Origin of the sequence: Olleya sp. AS48 (genome assembly GCF_038900355.1) — a bacterium.
In the GTDB taxonomy this organism is placed as follows: Bacteria; Bacteroidota; Bacteroidia; order Flavobacteriales; family Flavobacteriaceae; genus Olleya.
Window position 1 is genome coordinate 80,019 of sequence record NZ_JBBMRD010000002.1, and the last position, 22,337, is coordinate 102,355.

Here is a 22,337-nt window from a genome sequence, read left to right on the forward strand (position 1 = left end):
CTAAAGGCAGTGTAAACTTCCTTAGACGCTTTCGTCAAATCTATTATATACATTTTAAAAAACAAATATGGCGTATTTATTTACATCAGAGAGTGTGTCTGAAGGACACCCAGACAAAGTAGCAGATCAAATTAGTGATGCTTTAATAGATAATTTTTTAGCATTTGATAAAGACAGTAAGGTTGCTTGCGAAACTTTAGTAACAACAGGACAAGTTGTTTTAGCTGGAGAGGTTAAATCTAACACGTATTTAGACGTACAACAAATAGCAAGAGACACCATTAATAAGATTGGATATACTAAAAGTGAGTATATGTTTGATGGTAACTCTTGTGGTGTTTTTAGTGCAATACATGAGCAATCGGATGATATTAATCGTGGTGTTGACAGAGCTAATAAGGAAGAGCAAGGTGCTGGTGACCAAGGTATGATGTTTGGTTATGCAACTCGCGAAACGGAAAACTACATGCCTTTAGCTTTAGATTTATCTCATAAAATCTTAATTGAATTAGCTGAGTTACGTCGCGAAAGCAAAGACATTACTTATTTAAGACCTGACTCTAAAAGTCAAGTTACTATTGAGTATAGTGATGATAATATACCACAACGTATTGATGCCATTGTAGTATCAACTCAGCATGACGATTTTGATGCTAACGATGAGGTGATGTTATCTAAAATAAGAAAAGACATTGTCGAGATATTAATACCTAGAGTGGTAGCTAAATTACCAGAAGCGACACAAGCATTATTTAATGACGACATCAAATACCACATTAATCCAACAGGAAAATTTGTTATTGGAGGACCTCATGGTGATACAGGATTAACTGGTCGTAAGATTATTGTTGATACTTACGGAGGAAAAGGAGCCCATGGTGGTGGTGCTTTTTCTGGAAAAGATCCAAGTAAAGTTGATAGAAGTGCAGCTTATGCAACAAGACATATTGCTAAAAATTTAGTTGCAGCAGGCGTTGCTGATGAAATTTTAGTACAAGTATCATACGCAATTGGTGTTGTTGAGCCAATGGGAATTTTTGTAGACACATACGGAACTTGTCCATTTAATATGACTGATGGAGAAATTGCACAAAAAATATCGAAGATATTTGACATGCGTCCATCTGCGATTGAAGACCGTTTAAAATTACGTAATCCAATGTATAGCGAAACAGCTGCTTATGGACATATGGGAAGACAAAACGAAACCGTGTCTAAAACATTTTCTAGACCAAATGGAGGAGACATTACTTTAGATGTTGAATTATTTACTTGGGAAAAATTAAACTACGTAGATAAAGTAAAAGCTGAATTTGGCTTATAACATTTTGCCTTAATCATATAAAAAAAGCCTCTCAAATTATTTGAGAGGCTTTTTTATTTATTAGTTGGCTTTCCATTTTATTGGCAAATGCACAATTTTTTTTGTGTCAAAAAAGTCTTCTTCAAAATAATCTGATATATTATAAATAGTAGTGGTTTTATAATCCTGAAGCTCTTCCGTTAAGTCACCACCTTTAAGGTAAATTATTCCATTTTTAAGTTCGTTTTGCTGTGTTTTTGAAACTTTTCCTTTTATCCAATGCACAAACGTTGGCATTGCTGCAACAGCACGACTGATAATAAAGTCATAAGTTTCTTTAATTTCTTCTACACGACTATGGGTTACTTTAACGTTTTGCAATTCTAAACCTGCAACAACCTCTCTAACTACATTTAGTTTTTTATTAATACTATCTACTAAATGAAATTCGCATTCAGGAAATAAAATAGCCAAAGGAATACCAGGAAAACCTCCTCCTGTCCCAACATCCATCATCGAACTTCCATCTTTAAAATTAATAATTTTAGCAATTGCTAAAGAGTGTAGTACATGACGTAAATACAACTCGTCAATATCCTTTCTAGACACTACATTAATTTTTAAATTCCAATCTTGATATAAAGCTTCAAGCTTAGTAAATTGTTCAATTTGCAAAGGGGTTAAATCAGGAAAATACTTTAAAATCAGCTCCATAAACGTTTATAATTTTCGACAAAAATATGCATTTTAACACTAAAAAGGGAGCTTCTGTTTTGCTTAATTAATTATCTTTGTAATAAATATTATTTGACGGATTTTCCGTTACAGTAAAAAGAATACAATTACAATGACAAAACAAACAGTAACGTTCTCTCGAACAGACTCTGCAAAATTTTTTAAAACACTTAATAAACGTGTTAACAATTATTTTAAAGAAAACAATATTAAAAAAACAGGAAATTGGAAATTATACTTTAAAGCTATAGTAATGTTTACATTATTATTGGGTCCATTAGTACTTATATTAACCGTTGATCTACCAACTTGGCTGCAAATTATATCTGTTATGGTTATAGGTGTAGGTATGGCTGGAGTAGGTATGAATGTAATGCACGATGCTAATCATGGGTCGTTCTCTAGCAAAAAATGGGTTAACCGTTTAATGGGTAGTAGCATCCATATTTTAGCTGGTAATGACTACAATTGGAAAGTACAACACAACGTATTACATCACACGTATACTAATATTGAAGGTCATGATGAAGATATTGACGCAGGAAGAATCATACGTTTTTCTAAACATTCAAAATGGTTAAAGATCCACCAATATCAAAAATATTATGCCTTTTTACTTTATGGTTTATTAACTGTAAACTGGGCAATTACAACAGATTTTAAGCAAACTTATATTTACTTAAAAAGAAAATTATCTTATGGTGATTTCCCTAAACCTGCAACGCAATGGACCAAATTAATCATTGGAAAAATATTGTATTATACGATTTGGGTAGTATTACCATTATCTTTAGGATATGCTTGGTGGCAAGTTTTAATTGGCTTTTTAATCATGCATTACACAGCAGGAATTATATTAAGTGTTGTGTTTCAATTAGCACACGTAATGCCTAATACAGACATGCCTTTACCGGACGAAAATGGTAACATGAAAAACACTTGGGCTATTCACCAGTTATTTACTACTTCTAACTTTTCGCCTAAAAATTGGTTAGTAGAGTTTTATACAGGTGGATTAAACAGACAAGTAGAGCATCATTTATTTGCACATATTAGCCATGTACACTACAAAAACATAGCAAAAATAGTCAAAGAAACTGCACATGAATTTAGCTTACCATACAATGAATATAACTCTATTTGGAAAGCTATTGGAGAACACTACCAACAACTAAAAATGTTAGGTCAAAAGCCTAACATGGCATAATTAATTTTTGCACAATATAACAACACACACATGAGCCAACCACTTTCTGATCGTATTTTAAACATGTCCACTTCTGCCACTTTAGCTATGGCAGCAAAAACTAGAGAGCTTAAAGCTGAAGGTAAAGACATTATTGGATTAAGCTTAGGTGAGCCAGACTTTAATACACCAGATTTTATTAAAGATGCTGCTATCCAAGCCATTAATGACAATTACAATTCATACTCTCCAGTAGATGGTTATGTTGAGTTAAAAGAAGCGGTTATTACTAAATTTAAGCGTGATAACAACTTAACATACACCTTACCACAAATTGTAGTATCTACAGGAGCTAAACAAAGTTTAGCAAATATAGCTGCAGTTATGTTAAACAAAGGTGACGAGGTTATTTTACCATGTCCTTATTGGGTAAGTTACTCTGACATTGTTAAGTTAAGTGAAGGTGTACCTGTAGAAGTACAAACAAGTATTGACACAGATTTTAAAATGACTGCTGCACAATTAGAAGCTGCTATTACACCAAAAACTAAAATGTTATGGTTTAGTAGTCCTTGTAACCCAAGCGGATCATTATATAGTCAAAAAGAATTAGAAGCTTTAGCTGAAGTTTTAAAAAAACATCCAAATATATACGTTGTTTCTGATGAAATATACGAACATATTAATTACACCGGAAAACCACACGCAAGTATGGCTTCTGTTGATGGCATGTTTAACAATACTATTACGGTAAACGGAGTCTCTAAAGCATTTGCAATGACTGGATGGCGTATTGGTTACATTGGTGCTCCAGATTGGATCGCACGTGCTTGTAACAAAATGCAAGGTCAAGTGACTAGTGGAGCTAATTGTATTGCACAACAAGCTGTAATTACAGCTTTAAACGCAGATCCAAGTGTTGTAAAGTTTATGATTGACGAGTTTAAAGTACGTCGTGATTTAGTTTTAGATCTACTTGGTAACATCGAAGGTTTTAATACAAATACACCAGAAGGCGCTTTTTATGTTTTTCCAGATATTTCTTATTTTTTCGGAAAAACATTAAGAGGAAAAACAATACATAACGCAACAGATTTTTCGTTATATTTATTAGAAGAAGCTTTAGTAGCAACAGTTACTGGAGAAGCTTTTGGAAATCCTAATTGCATTAGATTAAGTTATGCAGCTTCACAAAAAGAGATTACTGAAGCTATAAAGCGTATTAAAGAAGCGGTTAGTTAATTAACCCACTACTACATATTACTTATAAAAAAAGCTTCACAATTGTGAAGCTTTTTTTTATTAAATACTTTTTCTTTTTGTCAAAATAAAATAGATCCATTTAAACTTATAGTAAACACCTAAACCTATAAAAAGAAACACTAAATAGTATAACCAATTATAATCTGTGGTAGATTGGTATCCATAATATTGTTTTAATAAAAATAATACTGATGCTAATGCGTAAAATACTAACGCAAATACTAAGATTTTCATAAAGAGAAAATTTAATAACTAAATAAAAAAAGCAACGTTTAATTAGACATGAGTTTAAATCTAAAAAAATAAACTAACATCACTTTATTTACACTAAATATATAAAAATAGATAACATAACAGCCAAAGTTATAATAAGTAATACTATTTGTTTGACACGTCTAAACTTATGCTCTCTCTTAAGCTTATTGCGTAACAACGCTATATCTTTATCTGATGCTTTTGGTAAATTGTATTTTGTTTTTTCTTTAGAATTACTAACAAAACTAAAAGATTTCTCTTTTCGTTTTGCTAACATATTTCTATTACTTTTTAATGATTGGTTGGCAGCCATCATTGATCCTTCTCCACCCATAAAATCTATATTTTAGTCTGAATATTTTCAGAAATTAAACATTGAAATCTTTTTAGCAAACCATTATACATTAGTTGCTATTAAAATTATTATATAAAAAAAGCTGCTTTATATATATGTAGCAGCTTTTTATAAAATGTTACATTCCTGATTAAAGAAAATAACGATAGACTAATAGAAATTAAATAATAGCGAGAATTATCATGACTACAAACAATAACAGTTTAAGTGATGTAGCAACTGTACAACAGCTTTTATTATAAGACCAACTTTTTAGACGTTGCTTACTGCTAAATAAAGATTTAGACGAAATGTTTTTAAAATTACTTATTACAATAGACTTGTAATTAGAATTTAAAATCCCAGAATAATTATTTAATGTAGTTACTGAGTCCGTTTGTAAAGACTGTGTGTTAATTGATAATGCCATGATTGATTGATGTATTGGTTATATAATAAAGACGAAGTAGACTTTAAAATGTTACAGTACAACCAAAAAAAACAACAAGACTATTTAGAAAACTATCTATTTCTCCAGAAAAAAGGCGTCAATAAAATCAATACAGTAAACAACTCTAAACGACCAATTAACATTAAAAAGCTACACCACCATTTACCAATAGCTGGTAATGCTGCGTAATTATTTACTGGTCCAAATTGACCTAAAGCAGGACCTACGTTACCTAAGCTTGAAGCTGCAATACCAATCGAGGATTCAAAATTAATACCCATCATAGAAAAACCTAAGGCACCAATTATAAAAGCAATCATGTATAAAATAAAAAAGCCTAAAATATTAAATACAATATCTCCAGAAATAGCTCTTTTATTATATCGTACTGGTAAAATAGCATTAGGATGCAAAGTACGTTTAAACTCTAAAAATCCATTTTTAATTAATACTAAATGACGCACAACTTTTACACCTCCTGCTGTACTTCCTGCAGATCCACCTAAAAACATTAGCCCAAAGAAAAATACCACCAAAAATGGTGTCCACAATGTATAGTCTGCTGTGACAAATCCTGTAGTAGTAATTACAGATAATACTTGGAACAATGCGTGTCTAAAAGCACTTTCGCCTTTACCCCAAACCATTGGATGATCAATTGAAGACACTGTTAAATCTGCTCTAAAATAAATGATTAACGCAGCAATTATTGTAAATATAGCTACAAATTTAAAGTACAGTTTAAACTCTTCATCATGTATCACTTTTTGAACTTTACCTTTAAAAGCAAAATAACTTAGTACAAAGTTTGAACCTGCTAAAAACATAAAAGCGATAATAATATATTGTATAACTGGTTGATTATTCCAGTAAGCAACACTTGCATTTTTAGTAGAAAAACCACCAGTAGACAACGTACACATCGAGTGATTTATGGCATCAAAAAAGCTCATTCCTGCCACTTGAAGCAAAATAGTTTCTGCTGCTGTATAACCAAAATAGATTAACCACAAACGCTTTGCGGTATCTGTAATTCTAGGATGTAATTTATCTGCACTAGGTCCAGGTGCTTCAGCTGCAAATAACTGCATACCTCCAATTCCCAGTAATGGTAATATGGCAACTGCTAAAACAATAATACCCATACCACCAATCCAATGGGTTAAACTTCTCCAAAACAAAACCCCTTTAGGTACAATTTCGATATCATTTAAAATGGATGCTCCAGTGGTTGTAAAACCAGACATGGTTTCAAAAAAAGCGTTTGTAAAGTTAGGAATTGCTCCTGTGGCTAAATACGGAACTGCACCTGATAAAGACATAACAATCCACCCAAAAGCTACAACAATGTAACCTTCCCGTTTATTCATTTCTTTATTATGGTTACGATGATTAATCATCCCTAAAAGCCCAAAAATCAAAATCCCTAAACCTGAAGACACCAATTGTAAAGTCACACCATCCTGATAAATTAAACTTACCAAAGCGGACAGCAAAATAAAACCACCATTAAAGACTAATAGTAGACCAAAAAAATAAAATATAATTTTGTAATTAAGGCGTAATCGTTTTCCCATTATAAAAATAGTTTTTCTACTTCCTTAATTGATCGTGGTAAACAACATACCACAATATAATCGCCTTCTTTTATTCTAAAACTACCTAATGCGATCAATCCTTTACCGTTTCTGATAACACCACCAACAATTGCAGATCTAGGAAACTCGACATCTTTAATTAACTTATTGCAAATTTTTGAAGTAGGCTTAACCTTAAACTCTAACAACTCGGCATTCATGTTGTTAAGTTTAGTCATTGCAATAACTTCACCTTTACGTATGTATCTAAAGATGTTATTGGCAGCTAAAAGTTTTTTATTAATTAGCGTGTCAATACCAATAGATTGGGATAACTCAAAGTAATCCATGTTTTCTACTAAGGCAATTGTCTTTTTAACACCCTTAGATTTAGCAACAAGGCAGGACATGATATTAGTCTCAGAATTGCCAGTTACAGATATAAAAGCATCCATTTCGCTAATATTTTCTTCTTCTAACAATTCAACATTACGACCATCTCCATTAATAACTAAAACTTTAGGTAAGTCGTCCGCTAAATCAAAAGCGATATCTTTATTATTCTCTATTAATTTTACATTAAACCCGCTTAATGACAGATCTCTAGAGGTTTTAAAACCAATTTTACTACCACCTAAAATCATGACATCTTTAACAGGTGTATTTGTTTTACCTGTCATTTTACACAACTCATCACCTCCTCCTGCACAAGTAATAAATACTGCATTATCACCTTCTCTAAACTCGGTATCACCTCTAGGTATAATAGTATATTGCGTGCCAAAACGTTGTATTGCAATTGGCACAAAATGTATTTCCGAAAATGATTCGGCAGCCTCTTTTACTGTTTTACCAACAAAACCTGCTGTTCTGGTCAAACTTAAACTAACCATTGTTAGTGCACCACCTTCAAACTCATAACTATCCTTAAAGGCAGATTGATTTAAAAGCAACTCTATTTCTGCAGCAGCTAAACTTTCTGGCGAAATCAGCTCGTCAATACCAAATCGGGTAAAACCAACCTCATCCTTATGTTTAATAAACTCTGTATTAGAAATTCTAGCAATCGTACGTTTAGCACCTAATTGCTTGGCTAATACACAGACTGTAATATTTGTAGTTTCGGATGCTGTTACGCCAATTAATAAATCTGCACGATCTATTTTAGCTTCTTTTAAAATAGCAATGGATGTTGCATCACCTTTTAAGACTTTAATATCCAAATGGTTATCTGCATAAGACAAACTGTCTCTATCTGTATCAATAAGTGTAATTTCTTGAGACTCGTAAGACAATAATTTTGCTAAATGAAATCCAACTTCACCAGCTCCAGCAATAATTATTTTCATAGTTTCTTTAATAAACGGAGTGCAAAGATAATTAATTTAAAGATTTAAGGGTCAATTATTTATTCTTTTGAAGTTTTACAGACTATTATATATGCATTATCTTTGTAAAAAAATTGATTTTGACAAAAGTAAATCCATACAAAGATAGCGACTTAGGAAAGAAAGAACAGGTAACTAAAATGTTTGATACCATTTCTGGTGAATATGATGGTTTAAACCGAGTAATTTCTTTTGGAATAGATATTAAATGGCGAAAAAAAGTAGTTGATATTGTTAAAGCTACTAATCCAGATAATGTTTTAGATATTGCCACAGGAACTGGTGATTTAGCTATTAATCTTGCTGAAACTAGCGCGAAAAAAATTATTGGTTTAGACATTAGTAGTGGTATGCTAGAAGTTGGAAAGCTTAAAATAAAAGCTAAAAAACTAGATCAAAAAATTGATATGGTTATTGGTGATTCCGAAAACATGCCTTTTGACGACAATACCTTTGATGCCATTACTGTTGCCTTTGGTGTGCGTAACTTTGAAACTTTAGAAAATGGTCTAAAAGACATTTTACGTGTTTTAAAACCAGGTGGTATTTTTGTTATTTTAGAAACTTCTGTCCCAACTAAGTTTCCTTTTAAACAAGGGTATCAATTCCATTCTAAGGTTATTTTACCTACCGTCGGAAAATTATTTTCCAAGGACAAAACAGCTTACAAATATTTAAGCGAAAGCGCTAATGCGTTTCCATATGGAGAGGCTTTAAACAATATTTTACGTAAAATTGGGTTTAGTAATGTTACAGACATGCCTCAGACATTTGGTGTTGCTACAATTTACAAAGCATTTAAAAAATAATGAATACAAAACATATATCAACCTTACTGATTGCTCTATTTTTAGCCACAGCTTCTCAAGCGCAGCTTTTCACTAAAGAAAAAGTAAAAAACCTAGAAACTGTAGATAAAGCAACATTAAGTTGGGGTTATTATTTAGGATTTAATAACTTAGATTTTAAATTTGACTACAATAATAATCTTGGCGATATACAAACAGAACGCACGATTGGTTTTAATGTAGGTTTATTAGGTAACGTACGTATTAACGATTATTTTGATGTCCGTTTTGAACCAGGTTTGGTAATCTCGCAACGTAACCTGATGTATCCAGAAAACTATTTTGACGGTTTTGACGAAGAGATTACAGACTCGGATTTACTACGTGAGGTTAAGTCAACCTATGTATACTTTCCGCTATTACTTAAAATGTCAACTAAACGCATTAATAACTTCAAACCATTTGTTTTAGCAGGTGTATCTACTGCTATTAACTTGTCTAGTAACGAGAAAAACCCAGACGACAACTCGGCTGGAGATTTTAGAATGGTAAAAAACATGCAGTTTTTTGAGCTTGGTTTTGGTATAGATTTTTACTTAGACCGCTTTAAGTTTACACCTTCTATTAGAGGTGTTTTTGCAATGCAAGACGAACTGGTTAGAGACAAAGATATTAACAGTCCTTGGACAGGTAATATTAGTCAAATGCAAACACGTGGTATTTTTATCAATTTTACGGTTCAATAAAAACTTAAATTATTTAGGCTTAAAAGTTTAACGCCTAAACTCACTTAACAAAATAGCTCCAGCAGTGGCTACATTTAAACTTTCTGTTGCTTGAAGATCTCCAAATCTTGGAATACTAATTTTGTCTGTTATGCTAGCTTCAATTATTGAAGATATTCCGTTGGCTTCATTTCCTAAAACTAAAACCCCATCTTTTGGCAACTCTGTTTGGTACACATTTTTACCATCCATAAAGGCACCAAAAACAGGTACATCGACTTCTTTTAAATAAATACTTAAGTCGGTATAAACAATATTTACTCTAGTCAAAGATCCCATAGTTGCCTGCACTACTTTTGGATTATAACAATCCACAGTTTTAAGACTACATACTAATTGCTTGATTCCAAACCAATCACACAAACGTATAATGGTACCTAAATTACCAGGATCGCGTATATCATCCAACGCTAATATCAGACCTTCGTTTATTATAGTATCTGTTTCTGGAATTTTAAAAATAGCTAAGGCTGTATTAGGCGTAGTTAAACAGCTAATTTTTTTTAAATCAGCTTCGGACACGATGCATTCGTTTTCTACATTAAAGGTCTCTGTTGTAAATAAATCCACAAGTTTAAAAGTAGAGTTTAAAAACTCTTTGATGACTTTTCCGCCTTCAGCAATAAATAAACCTTCTTGTTGTCTATATTTTTTTTGCTTTAAACGCGTTATATTTTTGATTTGATTTTTAGAAAGCACGCTTTTAATATTTTTTTATAAAGAAAAAGAAAAAAAAGGAGTTCGCATTTGTGTGTTTCTATTTATTTAAAATTTATTTGTTCAATAAATAGTGTATTTTTGAATATGATGTATATACAGTACATCAAATCAGTAATAAACACCCTTATTATTTAGTATTCTTTTGAAAAAAATTCAATTTAAAATAATAGTTTTAATAGCAATTACCATGTTGTTTAATGCTTGTGACTCCGTTAAACGCGTAGCTCAAAACCAGCATCTATTAACTAAAAACACGATAACTATTAATGGAGAAAGTGTAACAAATGATACAATATCTAATTTGTTTTACCAAAAACCAAACTCTAGATTACCTATACCATTTACTACAATACCATTAAAGCTATATATATATAATAGTGCTAGACCAAATATTGACTCTGTATTAAATGCTAGATTTTATAGCAATCCAAAAAAAATGGCACGTAAATCTAAATTATTGTCAAGAAAACAATTGGATAAGTATTTAGACTCTAAAAAAAGTTTTAACAGTTGGTTAAAACGTACTGGAGAGGCACCAGTTATTATTGACACAGCATTAACTAATAAATCCTTAGTAAGGATAGAAAACTATTACAAAACCAACGGTTGGTTTAATGCCACAGCAGACTACAAGATTAATAAAGGTGACAACAAAAAAGCGACAATTGATTATACTATCGAAACAAAAAACGCTTATAAGTTTGACACAGTTGCTTCCAATATTAAATCTCCCGTAGTCGAAAAAATCTACAACCAGTTTAAAGATCAATCGCTAATTAAATCTGGTTCACAATACCGTATTAACAACGTTTATAATGAAGCAGACCGTATTGTAGAACTAATGCGTGATAATGGTGTTTATCACTTTAGTCAAGATTATATAGAGTTTGAAGGCGATACCATTTTTGGCACCAACAAAATGAATATTGAAACCATTATTGAAAACCGATTAATTAGAGAAGAAGACGTTTCTAGACGAGAGCCTTTTAAAATTTTCAAGGTAAAGGATGTCAATATTTATACCAATAGCTCATTTAAAAACAGAAACCAATCTACAAACGATACCACTTATTACGATGGTTATAATATCTATAGTATTGGTAAATTAAAGTACAAACCAAGAGCATTAACAAACTCGGTATTTATAACACCAAACACTGTTTTTAAAGATAAAAACAGACCGTTAACATCAAGAAAAATAAGCGATTTACGCACGTTTAAATATCCAAACATTACTTATGTAGAAAATCCAGACACGACGTTAACCGCTAATATATTTTTAACACCTTTAAAAAAGTTTGAATTAGAGTTTAGCGCAGAAGCACTACAAAGTAACATACAAACCATTGGTTTTTCTATTAACCCAAGCCTATTAATTAGAAACGTTTTTAATGCTGCCGAGACTTTGGAAATTTCTGGATTTACATCCATTGGTTCTTCCAAAGATGCTAGCAACATAAAAGATCAATTTTTTGATATTAACGAGATTGGAGCCAACCTAAAACTTACCATTCCAAGATTATTCTCTCCTTTTAATACAGAGAAAATCATACCTAAGTACATGTTTCCTAGCACAAGGTTAACTGTAGCAACCTCTAGTCAAACTAACATAGGTTTAGACAAGCAAACCTTTACAGGCTCATTTAATTACAGATGGTATCCAAATAACACCATTACTAATAAATTAGATTTATTTAATATCCAATTTGTAAAAAATCTAAATACAGCAAACTACTTTAATGTTTATGATAATTCATTTGATTCTTTAAATGAAATTGCACAAACCTCAGGCTTTATTAATTCAGACCAAAACCTTAGTATACCAACACAAGCCGACAGCTTTTTGGATCAAGTACAAAATGGGTCATATGACACCATATTATCATCGGACGATTTAGACACAGTAAACGCTATAAATGAAAGAAAACAAAGACTAACAGAAGACAACCTTATTTTTGCAACTAGTTTCAGTTTTACAAAAGACAGAAGAGATAACTTAGCAGATGAAGATTTTTCAATCTTTAAATCAAGGGTAGAATTAGCAGGAAACCTATTTTCACTAACCTCTAAAGTTTTAGGATTACAAAAAAATGCAAACGGAAAATACGAAATGTTTAACGTCGCCTACTCGCAATACGCAAAAGTAGAATTAGACTATATCAAACATTGGAGTTTAGGGTACAAAAACGTACTAGCTTTTCGTACCTTTTTTGGAATAGCAATACCTTATGGCAACTCTACAAACATACCGTTTTCTAAAAGTTTTTTTGCTGGTGGAGCTAATGATAACAGAGCATGGACAGCCTATAACTTAGGACCTGGAAGCTTAGAAACCTCAAACGAGTTTAATGAGGCCAATCTAAAAATAGCCATAAGTGCAGAACAGCGATTTAACTTATTTGGACCACTTAATGGAGCCATTTTTGTTGACACAGGAAACATCTGGAATGTCTTTGACGACATAGACCAAGATGAGGCAACACTATCAGGCTTTGACTCGCTTAAAGACATTGCAGTAGGTTCTGGTTTTGGACTTAGGTATGACTTTAACTTTTTTGTACTTCGTGGTGACATAGGCTTTAAAACCTACGATCCATCCTATCCAATAGGTAACAGATGGTTTAATGATTACAATTTTGCAAACGCAGTTTATAACATCGGAATCAACTATCCTTTCTAGTATAAATTAGCACTTTAGCTAAAACGTTTGCGTGGTTTTATAGTTATTTAGACCTAAAATTTAGCAATTTTCATTACTTTTGAAGCTATACAAATTCAACTAAAAAAAATTAAAATGGCTCATAATATCAAACCAGGAGTTGCTACTGGAAAAGAAGTTCAAGAAATTTTTAAACTTGCTAAAGACAAAGGATTTGCTCTTCCAGCAGTAAACGTAATAGGATCAGACACTATTAATGGTGTCTTAGAAACTGCAGCAGCATTAAACGCTCCAGTAATCATACAATTCTCAAATGGAGGTGCACAATTTAACGCAGGAAAAGGCTTAAGTAACGAAGATCAAAAGGCAGCAATTGCAGGATCTATAGCAGGTGCAAAACACGTCCACTTAATGGCAGAAGCCTATGGTGTACCTGTAATTTTACATACAGACCACTGTGCAAAAAAACTATTACCTTGGATAGATGGTTTATTAGATGCTAGTGAGCAACATTTTAAAGAAACCGGAAAATCATTATACAGCTCGCACATGATTGATTTAAGTGAAGAACCACTTGAAGAAAACATAGAAATCTGTAAACAATACCTTGCCAGAATGAGCAAAATGGGTATGACCTTAGAGATCGAGTTAGGTATTACAGGAGGAGAAGAAGATGGTGTAGACAATAGTGATGTAGACGAGTCTAAGTTATACACACAACCAGAAGAAGTAGCCTATGCCTATGAAGAACTTAGCAAAGTAAGCGACCAGTTTACAATCGCAGCAGCTTTTGGAAACGTACATGGTGTATACAAACCAGGAAATGTAAAATTAACACCAAAAATCTTAAAAAACTCTCAAGAGTTTTTATCAAAAAAACACAACTTACCACACAACCATATTGACTTTGTATTTCATGGTGGATCAGGATCTACTCTAGAAGAAATCAGAGAAGCTATAGGTTACGGAGTTATAAAAATGAATATTGACACAGACATGCAATACGCATTCATGTCAGGAGTAAGAGATTACATGGCAGAAAAATCAGACTACCTACAATCACAAATAGGTAATCCAGATGGACCAGAATCTCCAAACAAAAAATATTACGACCCACGCGTTTGGTTACGCAAAGGAGAAGTAACGTTTGTAGAGCGTCTTAAAAAAGCATTCGAAGACCTAAACAACGTTAACACACTTTAAAATAATTTTGGCGTTACCCAAGGGTCGGGCTTTCCGTTATATCTTTTTTGAAAAAAGACAAAAAAGGATGCCACTACAATCCCTAACGCAGCCAACATAATTACATAAAATAAAATTCCGTTTAAACTGATTAACCTCAGCACTAAACGGAATTTTTTTATCCCCAAAAAGCAATAAAAAAACAGATAGAGACATCAATTTTTGAGATTGATTAATAAAAAATGTAATTTTGTACGCTTGTATAAAGCAAACTAAAACTAAAATTAGAATAGATTACTAGAAAACATCTACTAATCTTAATCCCAAAATAGTAAATCAATATGGCTTGGTTTAAAAGAAAAGAAAAAGGAATAACAACCGAAACTGCAGAGAAAAAAGACATTCCAAAAGGATTGTGGTACAAATCTCCTACAGGAAAAATAGTAGACTCTAAAGAGCTAGAAAAAAACTTTTACGTAAGCCCAGAAGATGGTTACCACGTAAGAATAGGAAGCAAAGAGTATTTTGAAATACTATTTGATGACAATAAATTTAAGGAGTTAGACGCAAATCTAACCTCGAAAGACCCATTAAAATTTGAGGATACAAAAAAATATCCAGACCGTTTAAAAGCAGCCGAAGCTAAAACAAACCTTAAAGACGCTGTACGTTGTGCAGTTGGTAAGTCAAAAGGTCAGGATTTAGTAATCGCATGTATGGACTTTGCTTTTATTGGAGGATCAATGGGTAGTGTTGTAGGAGAAAAAATAGCACGTGCTGCAGAGTATTCTTTAAAACACAATGTACCATTAATGGTCATCTCTAAATCAGGAGGAGCACGTATGATGGAAGCAGCATTATCTTTAATGCAATTAGCAAAAACATCGGCAAGACTTGGACAACTAGCAGATGCAGGTATACCATACATATCGTTAGCAACAGACCCAACAACAGGTGGTACGACAGCATCATTTGCCATGTTAGGTGATATTAACATCTCAGAGCCTGGTGCATTAATTGGATTTGCAGGACCACGTGTTGTGCGTGATACAACAGGACAAGAGTTACCAGAAGGTTTCCAAACCTCAGAGTTTTTGTTAGAACATGGTTTTCTAGATTTTATTACACAACGTAAAGATTTAAAAAACAGAGTCAACCAATATATAGACTTAATTACAAATAAGCCATTAAGAGCTTAATTGATAAACCATAAAAAAAGCCTTACTTATTTAGTAAGGCTTTTTTATTATTTAGCATCTTTAATGTCTTTATTCAAATGATCCAAAAACAAAATACCATTTAAGTGATCTATCTCATGCTGAAAAATTACGGATGTAAAATCTGCAACATCTTCCGTTACATGCTCAGCATTCAATGTGTCGTACTCAATTGTAATAACTTTAGATCGTGTATTTAAGGTTTCAGCACGATTAGGAATCGATAAGCAACCTTCTCTCCTAGTCTGCTTTTCTTCAGAATAATTAATAATTTTTGGATTAAGATAAACTTCAAAAGGCGCATCATCTTTATCAAAACGCTGTACCCAAATAATATTTTTTAATATTCCAACTTGTGGTGCTGCAATACCAACACCTAAGGACATACTATCTCTAACGGTTGCGAACAAACGATTAGTAAAGTGTTTTAAAGTTATATCTTTTGGATCTGGTTTAACATATCCACTTTGCTGTCTTAATAAAATGGAATCTTTAGTATTATTAATCTTAAATACACGCATGGGTTGATCAGAGTCTAAAGCAGTTATTAATGCGACTTGATTTTTAGAAAAATTACCAGGCTTTAAATCCTTTTGATTAGCACAACTTACTAAAGCAAAAACAATAAGTAATACATTTATGATAGGTCTCATTACTGTTGTAGTTTTAAATAATAACACATTGGATTAAGCTGTTTTAAAATAAACTAAAAACTGACTTCCTATATTAACTTGACTTTTAAATTCTATCTTACCTCCTATGGATTCCACTTGACTTTTTGTAATAAACAAACCTAAACCTCTTGCCTTTTTATTATTATGAAATGTTTGATACAACGAAAACATTTTATCACCATACTTATTCATATCCAAACCTAAACCATTGTCTTTAACACTCAAAACAATAAAGTCGTCTTGAACATAAGTACTTAATACTACTTCAGATTGTTTGTTAGCATCTCTATACTTTATGGCATTGGTCAACAAATTAAGGATTATACTATCCAAATACGCTTCAACAGCAACCACCTTAACATTGTCGGTAACTAAATTTTTAATCTGGCAAGCATTATTTTTAGCCAAAGCATTAACACTATATATTGCATTGGTAATGTATTTACCAAGATGTAACGGTTTTAAATCTTCGTTTTCAAACCAAGTAGACTCTGCAATACTTTTTAAATGTTTTACCGTTTCATTTAAATTGGTAATCGCTTCATTTAAGTAAATAAAACTTTCATTCGTTTTAATTTCGGGCACTTCATTTTTCGTAAATTTGGCCAAAGTCTTTAAATTTCCAGCATGCGTACTTAAATTATGAGAAATTATCCTAGAAAAATTTAATAACCTTTCATTTTGTTCTTTAATAACTTCCGTAAAAACCTCTTTTTCACTCTCAACCTTCTTTAAATCGGTCACGTCCTGTATTTGAGATATAAAATACTTGGGTGCTCCCTTTTCATTTTTAACTAAAGACACAGATAATTGTGCCCAAATAATACTCCCATTTTTAGCAAAGTATCTTTTTGGCAAAGTATAACTATTAATCTCACCACTTTTTAACTTGTCAAGCCTATCCAAATCAATATCTAAATCTTCTTTATGGGTAATATCCTGAAACGTTAAGTCTAACAGGTCTGATTCAGTATAGCCAAAAAGGTCACAAATACTTTTATTAACTTTTATCCATTTACCATCCAATCCTACAATTGCAATACCATGATAAGCATGATTAAAAACATCAGGCAAAAAATTGGATTTTAGATCTTCTAGGCTCTCTGTGTACATGGCAACAATAATATTGACCTAAAAATAGTTCATACTACATTTTTAAAAAAATTTTAGAAGAATTTGTTTTAAAAATTACGAAATCATTAAAAATAACTATATTTGCGGCTCGAAAGATAAACTTTCGTGTACATAACAATCATTTATAATAATATTAGAATGTATTTAGATCAAAAAGAAAAAGAAGAAATTTTTACTAAACACGGTAAAAATGCAAAGGACACAGGTACTGCAGAAGGGCAAATAGCTTTATTTACTTACCGTATCAACCACTTAACTGAGCACTTAAAGAAAAATCGTAAAGATTATAACACTGAGCGTTCTTTAGTAAAACTAGTAGGAAAAAGAAGAAGCTTACTAGATTACTTAACTAAGAAAGATATCTTAAGATATCGTGCAATTATTAAAGAATTAGGATTAAGAAAATAATCATAATATAAAACCACGCTTTTTAGCGTGGTTTTTTGATACCAAACAACTCGATTTGAACGAGTATAATAATCAAAATTGAAGAAGCTAATTACAGTTTTTCATTGGTCAATCACAACTACTACTACCACAACACAACGACCATTGTTTAATTAGAATTAAAAAAATTTATGATTCCACAAGTTTTTAAAGAGGTTATTGACCTTGGAGACGGTAGAACTATTTCTATCGAAACCGGAAAATTAGCAAAACAGGCACATGGATCTGTTGTTGTACAGTCAGGAAACTGTATGTTGTTATGTACATTAGTATCTAACTACAAACAAAGTGACGTTGACTTTTTACCGTTAACAGTAGATTACCGCGAAAAATTTGCTGCTGCTGGACGCTATCCTGGAGGTTTCTTTAAAAGAGAAGCAAGACCTAGTGATGGTGAAGTATTAACTATGCGTCTTGTTGACCGTGTTTTACGTCCATTATTTCCAAAAGATTATCACGCAGAAACACAAGTGATGATCCAATTAATGTCTCATGACGACAACGTTATGCCAGACGCTATGGCTGGATTAGCTGCATCTGCTGCTATCCAACTATCTGACGTACCATTTGAAACGCCTATCTCTGAAGCTAGAGTTGGACGTATTAATGGTGAGTTTATTATCAACCCAACACGTGCGCAGTTAGAAGAGTCTGATCTAGATATGATGATTGGTGCTTCGGCTGACTCTGTAATGATGGTTGAAGGTGAAATGTTAGAAATTTCTGAAGAAGAAATGGCTGAAGCAATTAAATTTGCACATGAAGCTATTAAAGTACAATGTGCTGCTCAAGTAAGATTAGCAGAAGCTTTTGGTAAAAAAGAAACACGTGAGTACGATGCAGAACGTTCTGATGACGATTTAGCAAAAAAGATTTACGACTTAGCATACGATAAAGTCTACGCTGTCGCTAAAGCTGGATCTTCTAAAAAAGAAAGAAGCAATGCTTTTTCTGAAATTAAAGAAGAAATTAAAGCAACATTTACTGAAGAAGAATTAGCAGATTATGGAGATTTAGTCTCTAAATATTATGCTAAAGCAGAAAAAGCTGCTATTAGAAATTTAACTTTAGATGAAGGATTACGTCTTGATGGTCGTAAGACTGACGAGATTAGACCAATCTGGTGTGAGGTAAACTATTTACCATCTACACATGGATCGTCTATCTTTACACGTGGAGAAACGCAAGCATTAGCTACAGTTACTTTAGGTACATCTAGAGAAGCAAATCAAATAGATATGGCCTCTTTTGAAGGAGAAGAGCGTTTTTATTTACATTACAACTTCCCTCCTTTTTCAACAGGAGAAGCTAGACCTTTAAGAGGAACTTCTAGACGTGAAGTTGGTCATGGTAATTTAGCACAACGTGCATTAAAAAACATGGTACCAGCAGACTGTCCTTATACAGTACGTGTTGTGTCTGAAGTATTAGAATCTAACGGATCATCATCTATGGCAACTGTATGTGCAGGAACTATGGCACTTATGGACGCTGGAGTTAAGCTTAAAAAACCAGTTTCTGGTATTGCAATGGGATTAATCTCTGACCAAGAAACAGGAAAATACGCTGTATTATCTGATATTTTAGGAGACGAGGATCACTTAGGTGATATGGACTTTAAAGTTACAGGTACTGCAGATGGTATTACTGCTTGTCAAATGGATATTAAAGTAAAAGGTTTATCATACGAGATTTTAGTAAATGCACTAAAACAAGCTCGTGATGGACGTTTACATATCTTAGGTAAACTTACAGATACAATTGCTACACCAAATGAAGAAGTTAAGGAACATGCACCTACAATGGTGACAAGACGTATTCCTAACGCATTTATTGGAGCTTTAATTGGACCTGGAGGAAAAGTTATCCAAGAAATGCAAAAAGAAACTGAAACAACTATCGTAATAAACGAAGATCCTGTTACAGAAGAAGGTATTGTTGAAATTTTAGGTGTTGGTAAAAAAGGTATTGATGCTGTTATGGCAAAAATTGATGCTATATTATTTAAACCTGAAGTTGGTAAAGTATACCAAGTAAAAGTTATCAAAATGTTAGATTTTGGTGCTGTTGTTGAGTATATGGATGCACCAGGAAACGAAGTGTTATTACACGTAAGCGAATTAGCATGGGAACGTACTGAAAATGTTACTGATGTAGTAAACATGGGAGACGTTTTTGACGTTAAATATTTTGGTCTTGACCCAAGAACACGCAAAGAAAAAGTATCTAGAAAAGCAATCTTACCAAAACCAGAAGGTTATGTAGCTAGACCACCAAGAGAAAATAATGATCGTGGTGGACGTGATAACAGAGGTAGAGATAATCGTGGACGTGATAACAAACGTGACGACAGAAAACCTAGAGAAGATAAAAAAGAAGATTAATTCTTTTTAAACTTTAATAAAAAAAGCCCAAATAGATTTATTTCTATTTGGGCTTTTTTACGTTTTTAAGTAAATACTAAATTTCAACTATTTAATCCGTAAAAAAGTTTTCTTAAATAAATACTAAAAAACATCTAAACTAAATTTTGATGCGTAAATCTAATATTACACTAATTTAAAGACAAACAATTTTTATGGCTACAAAAACTACCAACACAATTAAAACTGTATCAAATAGAAAAAAAATAGTAAATAAAATCAACGGGTTTTTTCATAGTAAAGGCATCACTGGAAGTCCACAAAATAGATTAGTGTTAATTAGCACCTTTTTACTTATTATTTTAGGTGTCTATTTCTTTTATGTATTCCATAATGATTTTGACGCATTTAATACGTTACAAATGAGCACTAAAATTGGGCTTACTTTTATATACGTGGCAACTACTTTATTTGCATATAAAGTTTTATTCTTTTTATACACAGCCTATAATTATTTTAAGTACAAACCAGTTACATCTGTGACTGACCAAGAATTGCCAACCTGTACTATTATAGTACCAGCTTATAATGAAGGTAAACAAGTTTGGGATACGCTTATGAGCTTGGATAAAAGCGACTACCCAAAAGATAAATTACAACTATTAGCGATAGATGATGGTAGCTTAGACGACACTTGGGATTGGATGGTTGATGCTAAAAAACAATTAGGAGACCGTTTAGAAATATATAAACAACCTAAAAACAAAGGTAAACGTCATGCTTTGTATCGTGGTTTTAACCTTGGTAAAGGAGATGTTTTTGTAACCGTAGATAGCGACTCCATTGTTACTAAGGATACTTTAAGAAATTTAGTTAGTCCATTTGTAGGTAATAAAAAATGTGGAGCTGTAGCTGGAAACATTAGGGTACTAAATAACAAATCAGAGATGCTTCCTAAAATGCTTGACGTAAGTTTTGTAATGAGTTTTGAATTTGTACGTTCTGCAGAAAGCAATTTAAACTCTGTTTTATGTACTCCAGGAGCATTAGCTGCATATAAAAGAACTGCTGTTTTTGAAGTCTTACCAGAATGGATTAATCAAACTTTTATGGGACAACCTTCAGATATTGGAGAAGACAGAGCTATGACTAATATGATTTTAAAACAAGGTGATCATGTTTTATTTCAAAGTAATGCTATTGCCTATACCAATGTACCTGAAGAGTATTTAGGACTATACAAAATGTTTATACGTTGGGGAAGAAGTAATGTTAGAGAAAATTTAGAAATGGCTAAATATGTGTTCACTAACTTTAGAGAAGGAAATAAATTAGGAACTAGATTATTATTTTTTAGTCAATTTTCTAAACTAATAATGAGTTATCCTTTAATAATATTTATGTTGTTTTTTGTTATGGTACATCCATTGTTATTTTTTGGATCTACTCTAGTAAGTATCTTAATATTATCAACGTTTTCTTTATTATTTTTTACTAAAAAATATAAAACTTACCAAGGGTTTTGGGCTTACTCATATAGTATTTTATACACCTTTGGATTGTTTTGGATTACACCTTACGCAATTGCAACAGCAAATAGAAGAGGCTGGCTAACAAGAGGGTTAGTCGAAAAAAAATAGTGTTTTATTAAATAAACACCCCTATTTTAAACGGGTTAATTGTAACAGAATGGTACAAATATCAAAATTTGTCACCGACAGACTGTCACAATTAACCCGTTTCTTAATTTTATCAATTTAGATATTGCCACCTATTTACTTCTTAAATTTTCAATATCACAATTATCAATACAAATCTTTATAAAAATCTAAATTCTTTAAATCAAACTTTCGTTTTGGCACTGTCGCACAGTAAT

20 protein-coding genes are annotated in these 22,337 nt (G+C 32.2%); 11 read left to right on the forward strand and 9 right to left on the reverse strand.

Annotated features, from left to right (window positions below; all coding sequences use genetic code 11):
- Nucleotides 1-67 precede the first annotated feature (67 nt).
- Complete coding sequence (metK, locus tag WNY60_RS03470) at nucleotides 68-1,324, forward strand: methionine adenosyltransferase (protein ID WP_342861533.1); 1,257 nt, start codon at nucleotides 68-70, stop codon at nucleotides 1,322-1,324.
- Between the two features lie 60 nt (nucleotides 1,325-1,384).
- On the opposite strand, the gene rsmG is transcribed toward metK, so the two are convergent.
- Nucleotides 1,385-2,017 (reverse strand): 16S rRNA (guanine(527)-N(7))-methyltransferase RsmG, encoded by a 633-nt coding sequence (gene rsmG / locus WNY60_RS03475; RefSeq protein ID WP_145006193.1) that lies wholly within the window; start codon nucleotides 2,015-2,017, stop codon nucleotides 1,385-1,387.
- A 133-nt stretch (nucleotides 2,018-2,150) separates the two neighbouring features.
- On the opposite strand from rsmG, the gene WNY60_RS03480 reads away from it, so the two are divergent.
- Together WNY60_RS03480 and WNY60_RS03485 are read left to right on the forward strand one after the other, a co-directional pair.
- Entirely contained in the window at nucleotides 2,151-3,245 is a 1,095-nt protein-coding gene (locus WNY60_RS03480) for an acyl-CoA desaturase (protein WP_342861534.1), read from the forward strand.
- A 30-nt stretch (nucleotides 3,246-3,275) separates the two neighbouring features.
- Nucleotides 3,276-4,466 carry a pyridoxal phosphate-dependent aminotransferase gene (locus WNY60_RS03485; RefSeq protein ID WP_339809124.1) on the forward strand — a complete coding sequence of 397 codons (1,191 nt, stop codon included), beginning with the start codon at nucleotides 3,276-3,278 and terminating at the stop codon, nucleotides 4,464-4,466.
- Nucleotides 4,467-4,526: 60 nt separating this feature from the next.
- On the opposite strand, the gene WNY60_RS03490 is transcribed toward WNY60_RS03485, so the two are convergent.
- From WNY60_RS03490 to trkA, 5 genes are all read right to left on the reverse strand, one after another.
- On the reverse strand, nucleotides 4,527-4,721 hold the full coding sequence (locus tag WNY60_RS03490) for a hypothetical protein (RefSeq protein WP_339809123.1): 195 nt from the start codon (nucleotides 4,719-4,721) through the stop codon (nucleotides 4,527-4,529).
- 88 nt (nucleotides 4,722-4,809) lie between these two features.
- On the reverse strand, nucleotides 4,810-5,076 hold the full coding sequence (locus WNY60_RS03495; protein WP_342861535.1) for a hypothetical protein: 267 nt from the start codon (nucleotides 5,074-5,076) through the stop codon (nucleotides 4,810-4,812).
- 181 nt (nucleotides 5,077-5,257) lie between these two features.
- Nucleotides 5,258-5,506 (reverse strand): hypothetical protein, encoded by a 249-nt coding sequence (locus WNY60_RS03500; protein ID WP_145006180.1) that lies wholly within the window; start codon nucleotides 5,504-5,506, stop codon nucleotides 5,258-5,260.
- A gap of 92 nt (nucleotides 5,507-5,598) precedes the next feature.
- Entirely contained in the window at nucleotides 5,599-7,104 is a 1,506-nt protein-coding gene (locus tag WNY60_RS03505; RefSeq protein ID WP_342861536.1) for a potassium transporter TrkG, read from the reverse strand.
- Nucleotides 7,104-8,453, reverse strand: coding sequence for a Trk system potassium transporter TrkA (gene trkA / locus WNY60_RS03510; RefSeq protein ID WP_145006175.1), 1,350 nt, complete (start codon nucleotides 8,451-8,453; stop codon nucleotides 7,104-7,106). Before trkA ends, WNY60_RS03505 begins: the two co-directional genes overlap by 1 nt.
- Nucleotides 8,454-8,569: 116 nt before the next feature.
- Between trkA and ubiE the strand changes: the two genes are divergently transcribed.
- Together ubiE and WNY60_RS03520 are read left to right on the forward strand one after the other, a co-directional pair.
- Entirely contained in the window at nucleotides 8,570-9,301 is a 732-nt protein-coding gene (ubiE, locus tag WNY60_RS03515; protein WP_261375482.1) for a bifunctional demethylmenaquinone methyltransferase/2-methoxy-6-polyprenyl-1,4-benzoquinol methylase UbiE, read from the forward strand.
- Complete coding sequence (locus tag WNY60_RS03520; RefSeq protein WP_145006170.1) at nucleotides 9,301-10,026, forward strand: porin family protein; 726 nt, start codon at nucleotides 9,301-9,303, stop codon at nucleotides 10,024-10,026. Before ubiE ends, WNY60_RS03520 begins: the two co-directional genes overlap by 1 nt.
- Nucleotides 10,027-10,053: 27 nt before the next feature.
- Here the strand turns inward: WNY60_RS03520 and WNY60_RS03525 are convergent, their stop codons facing one another.
- The gene (locus tag WNY60_RS03525; protein ID WP_342861537.1) at nucleotides 10,054-10,764 is read right to left on the reverse strand and encodes an RNA methyltransferase; all 711 of its coding nucleotides are present in this window, start codon (nucleotides 10,762-10,764) and stop codon (nucleotides 10,054-10,056) included.
- 163 nt (nucleotides 10,765-10,927) lie between these two features.
- Between WNY60_RS03525 and WNY60_RS03530 the strand changes: the two genes are divergently transcribed.
- The 3 genes from WNY60_RS03530 to accD all read left to right on the forward strand — a co-directional run bounded on the left by WNY60_RS03530 (nucleotide 10,928) and on the right by accD (nucleotide 15,825).
- Nucleotides 10,928-13,465, forward strand: coding sequence for a BamA/TamA family outer membrane protein (locus WNY60_RS03530; protein ID WP_342861538.1), 2,538 nt, complete (start codon nucleotides 10,928-10,930; stop codon nucleotides 13,463-13,465).
- Between the two features lie 114 nt (nucleotides 13,466-13,579).
- Nucleotides 13,580-14,647, forward strand: coding sequence for a class II fructose-bisphosphate aldolase (gene fbaA / locus WNY60_RS03535; protein WP_145006164.1), 1,068 nt, complete (start codon nucleotides 13,580-13,582; stop codon nucleotides 14,645-14,647).
- Between the two features lie 320 nt (nucleotides 14,648-14,967).
- Nucleotides 14,968-15,825: an acetyl-CoA carboxylase, carboxyltransferase subunit beta gene (gene accD / locus WNY60_RS03540; protein WP_145006161.1), complete on the forward strand. Its 858-nt coding sequence runs from the start codon at nucleotides 14,968-14,970 to the stop codon at nucleotides 15,823-15,825.
- Between the two features lie 47 nt (nucleotides 15,826-15,872).
- On the opposite strand, the gene def is transcribed toward accD, so the two are convergent.
- Nucleotides 15,873-16,496 (reverse strand): peptide deformylase, encoded by a 624-nt coding sequence (gene def, locus WNY60_RS03545; RefSeq protein WP_342861539.1) that lies wholly within the window; start codon nucleotides 16,494-16,496, stop codon nucleotides 15,873-15,875.
- 33 nt (nucleotides 16,497-16,529) lie between these two features.
- Nucleotides 16,530-17,630, reverse strand: coding sequence for a PAS domain S-box protein (locus WNY60_RS03550; protein ID WP_342861540.1), 1,101 nt, complete (start codon nucleotides 17,628-17,630; stop codon nucleotides 16,530-16,532).
- A 159-nt stretch (nucleotides 17,631-17,789) separates the two neighbouring features.
- Here WNY60_RS03550 and rpsO point away from each other — a divergent pair, with 159 nt between their 5' ends.
- The 3 genes from rpsO (at nucleotide 17,790) to WNY60_RS03565 (ending at nucleotide 22,101) form a co-directional block, all read left to right on the forward strand.
- Nucleotides 17,790-18,059, forward strand: coding sequence for a 30S ribosomal protein S15 (gene rpsO / locus WNY60_RS03555; protein ID WP_145006839.1), 270 nt, complete (start codon nucleotides 17,790-17,792; stop codon nucleotides 18,057-18,059).
- A 170-nt stretch (nucleotides 18,060-18,229) separates the two neighbouring features.
- Entirely contained in the window at nucleotides 18,230-20,482 is a 2,253-nt protein-coding gene (locus tag WNY60_RS03560) for a polyribonucleotide nucleotidyltransferase (protein WP_145006152.1), read from the forward strand.
- A 194-nt stretch (nucleotides 20,483-20,676) separates the two neighbouring features.
- A complete protein-coding gene (locus tag WNY60_RS03565) occupies nucleotides 20,677-22,101 on the forward strand; it encodes a glycosyltransferase family 2 protein (RefSeq protein WP_342861541.1) in 1,425 nt (474 codons plus the stop codon).
- Nucleotides 22,102-22,337: the final 236 nt, after the last annotated feature.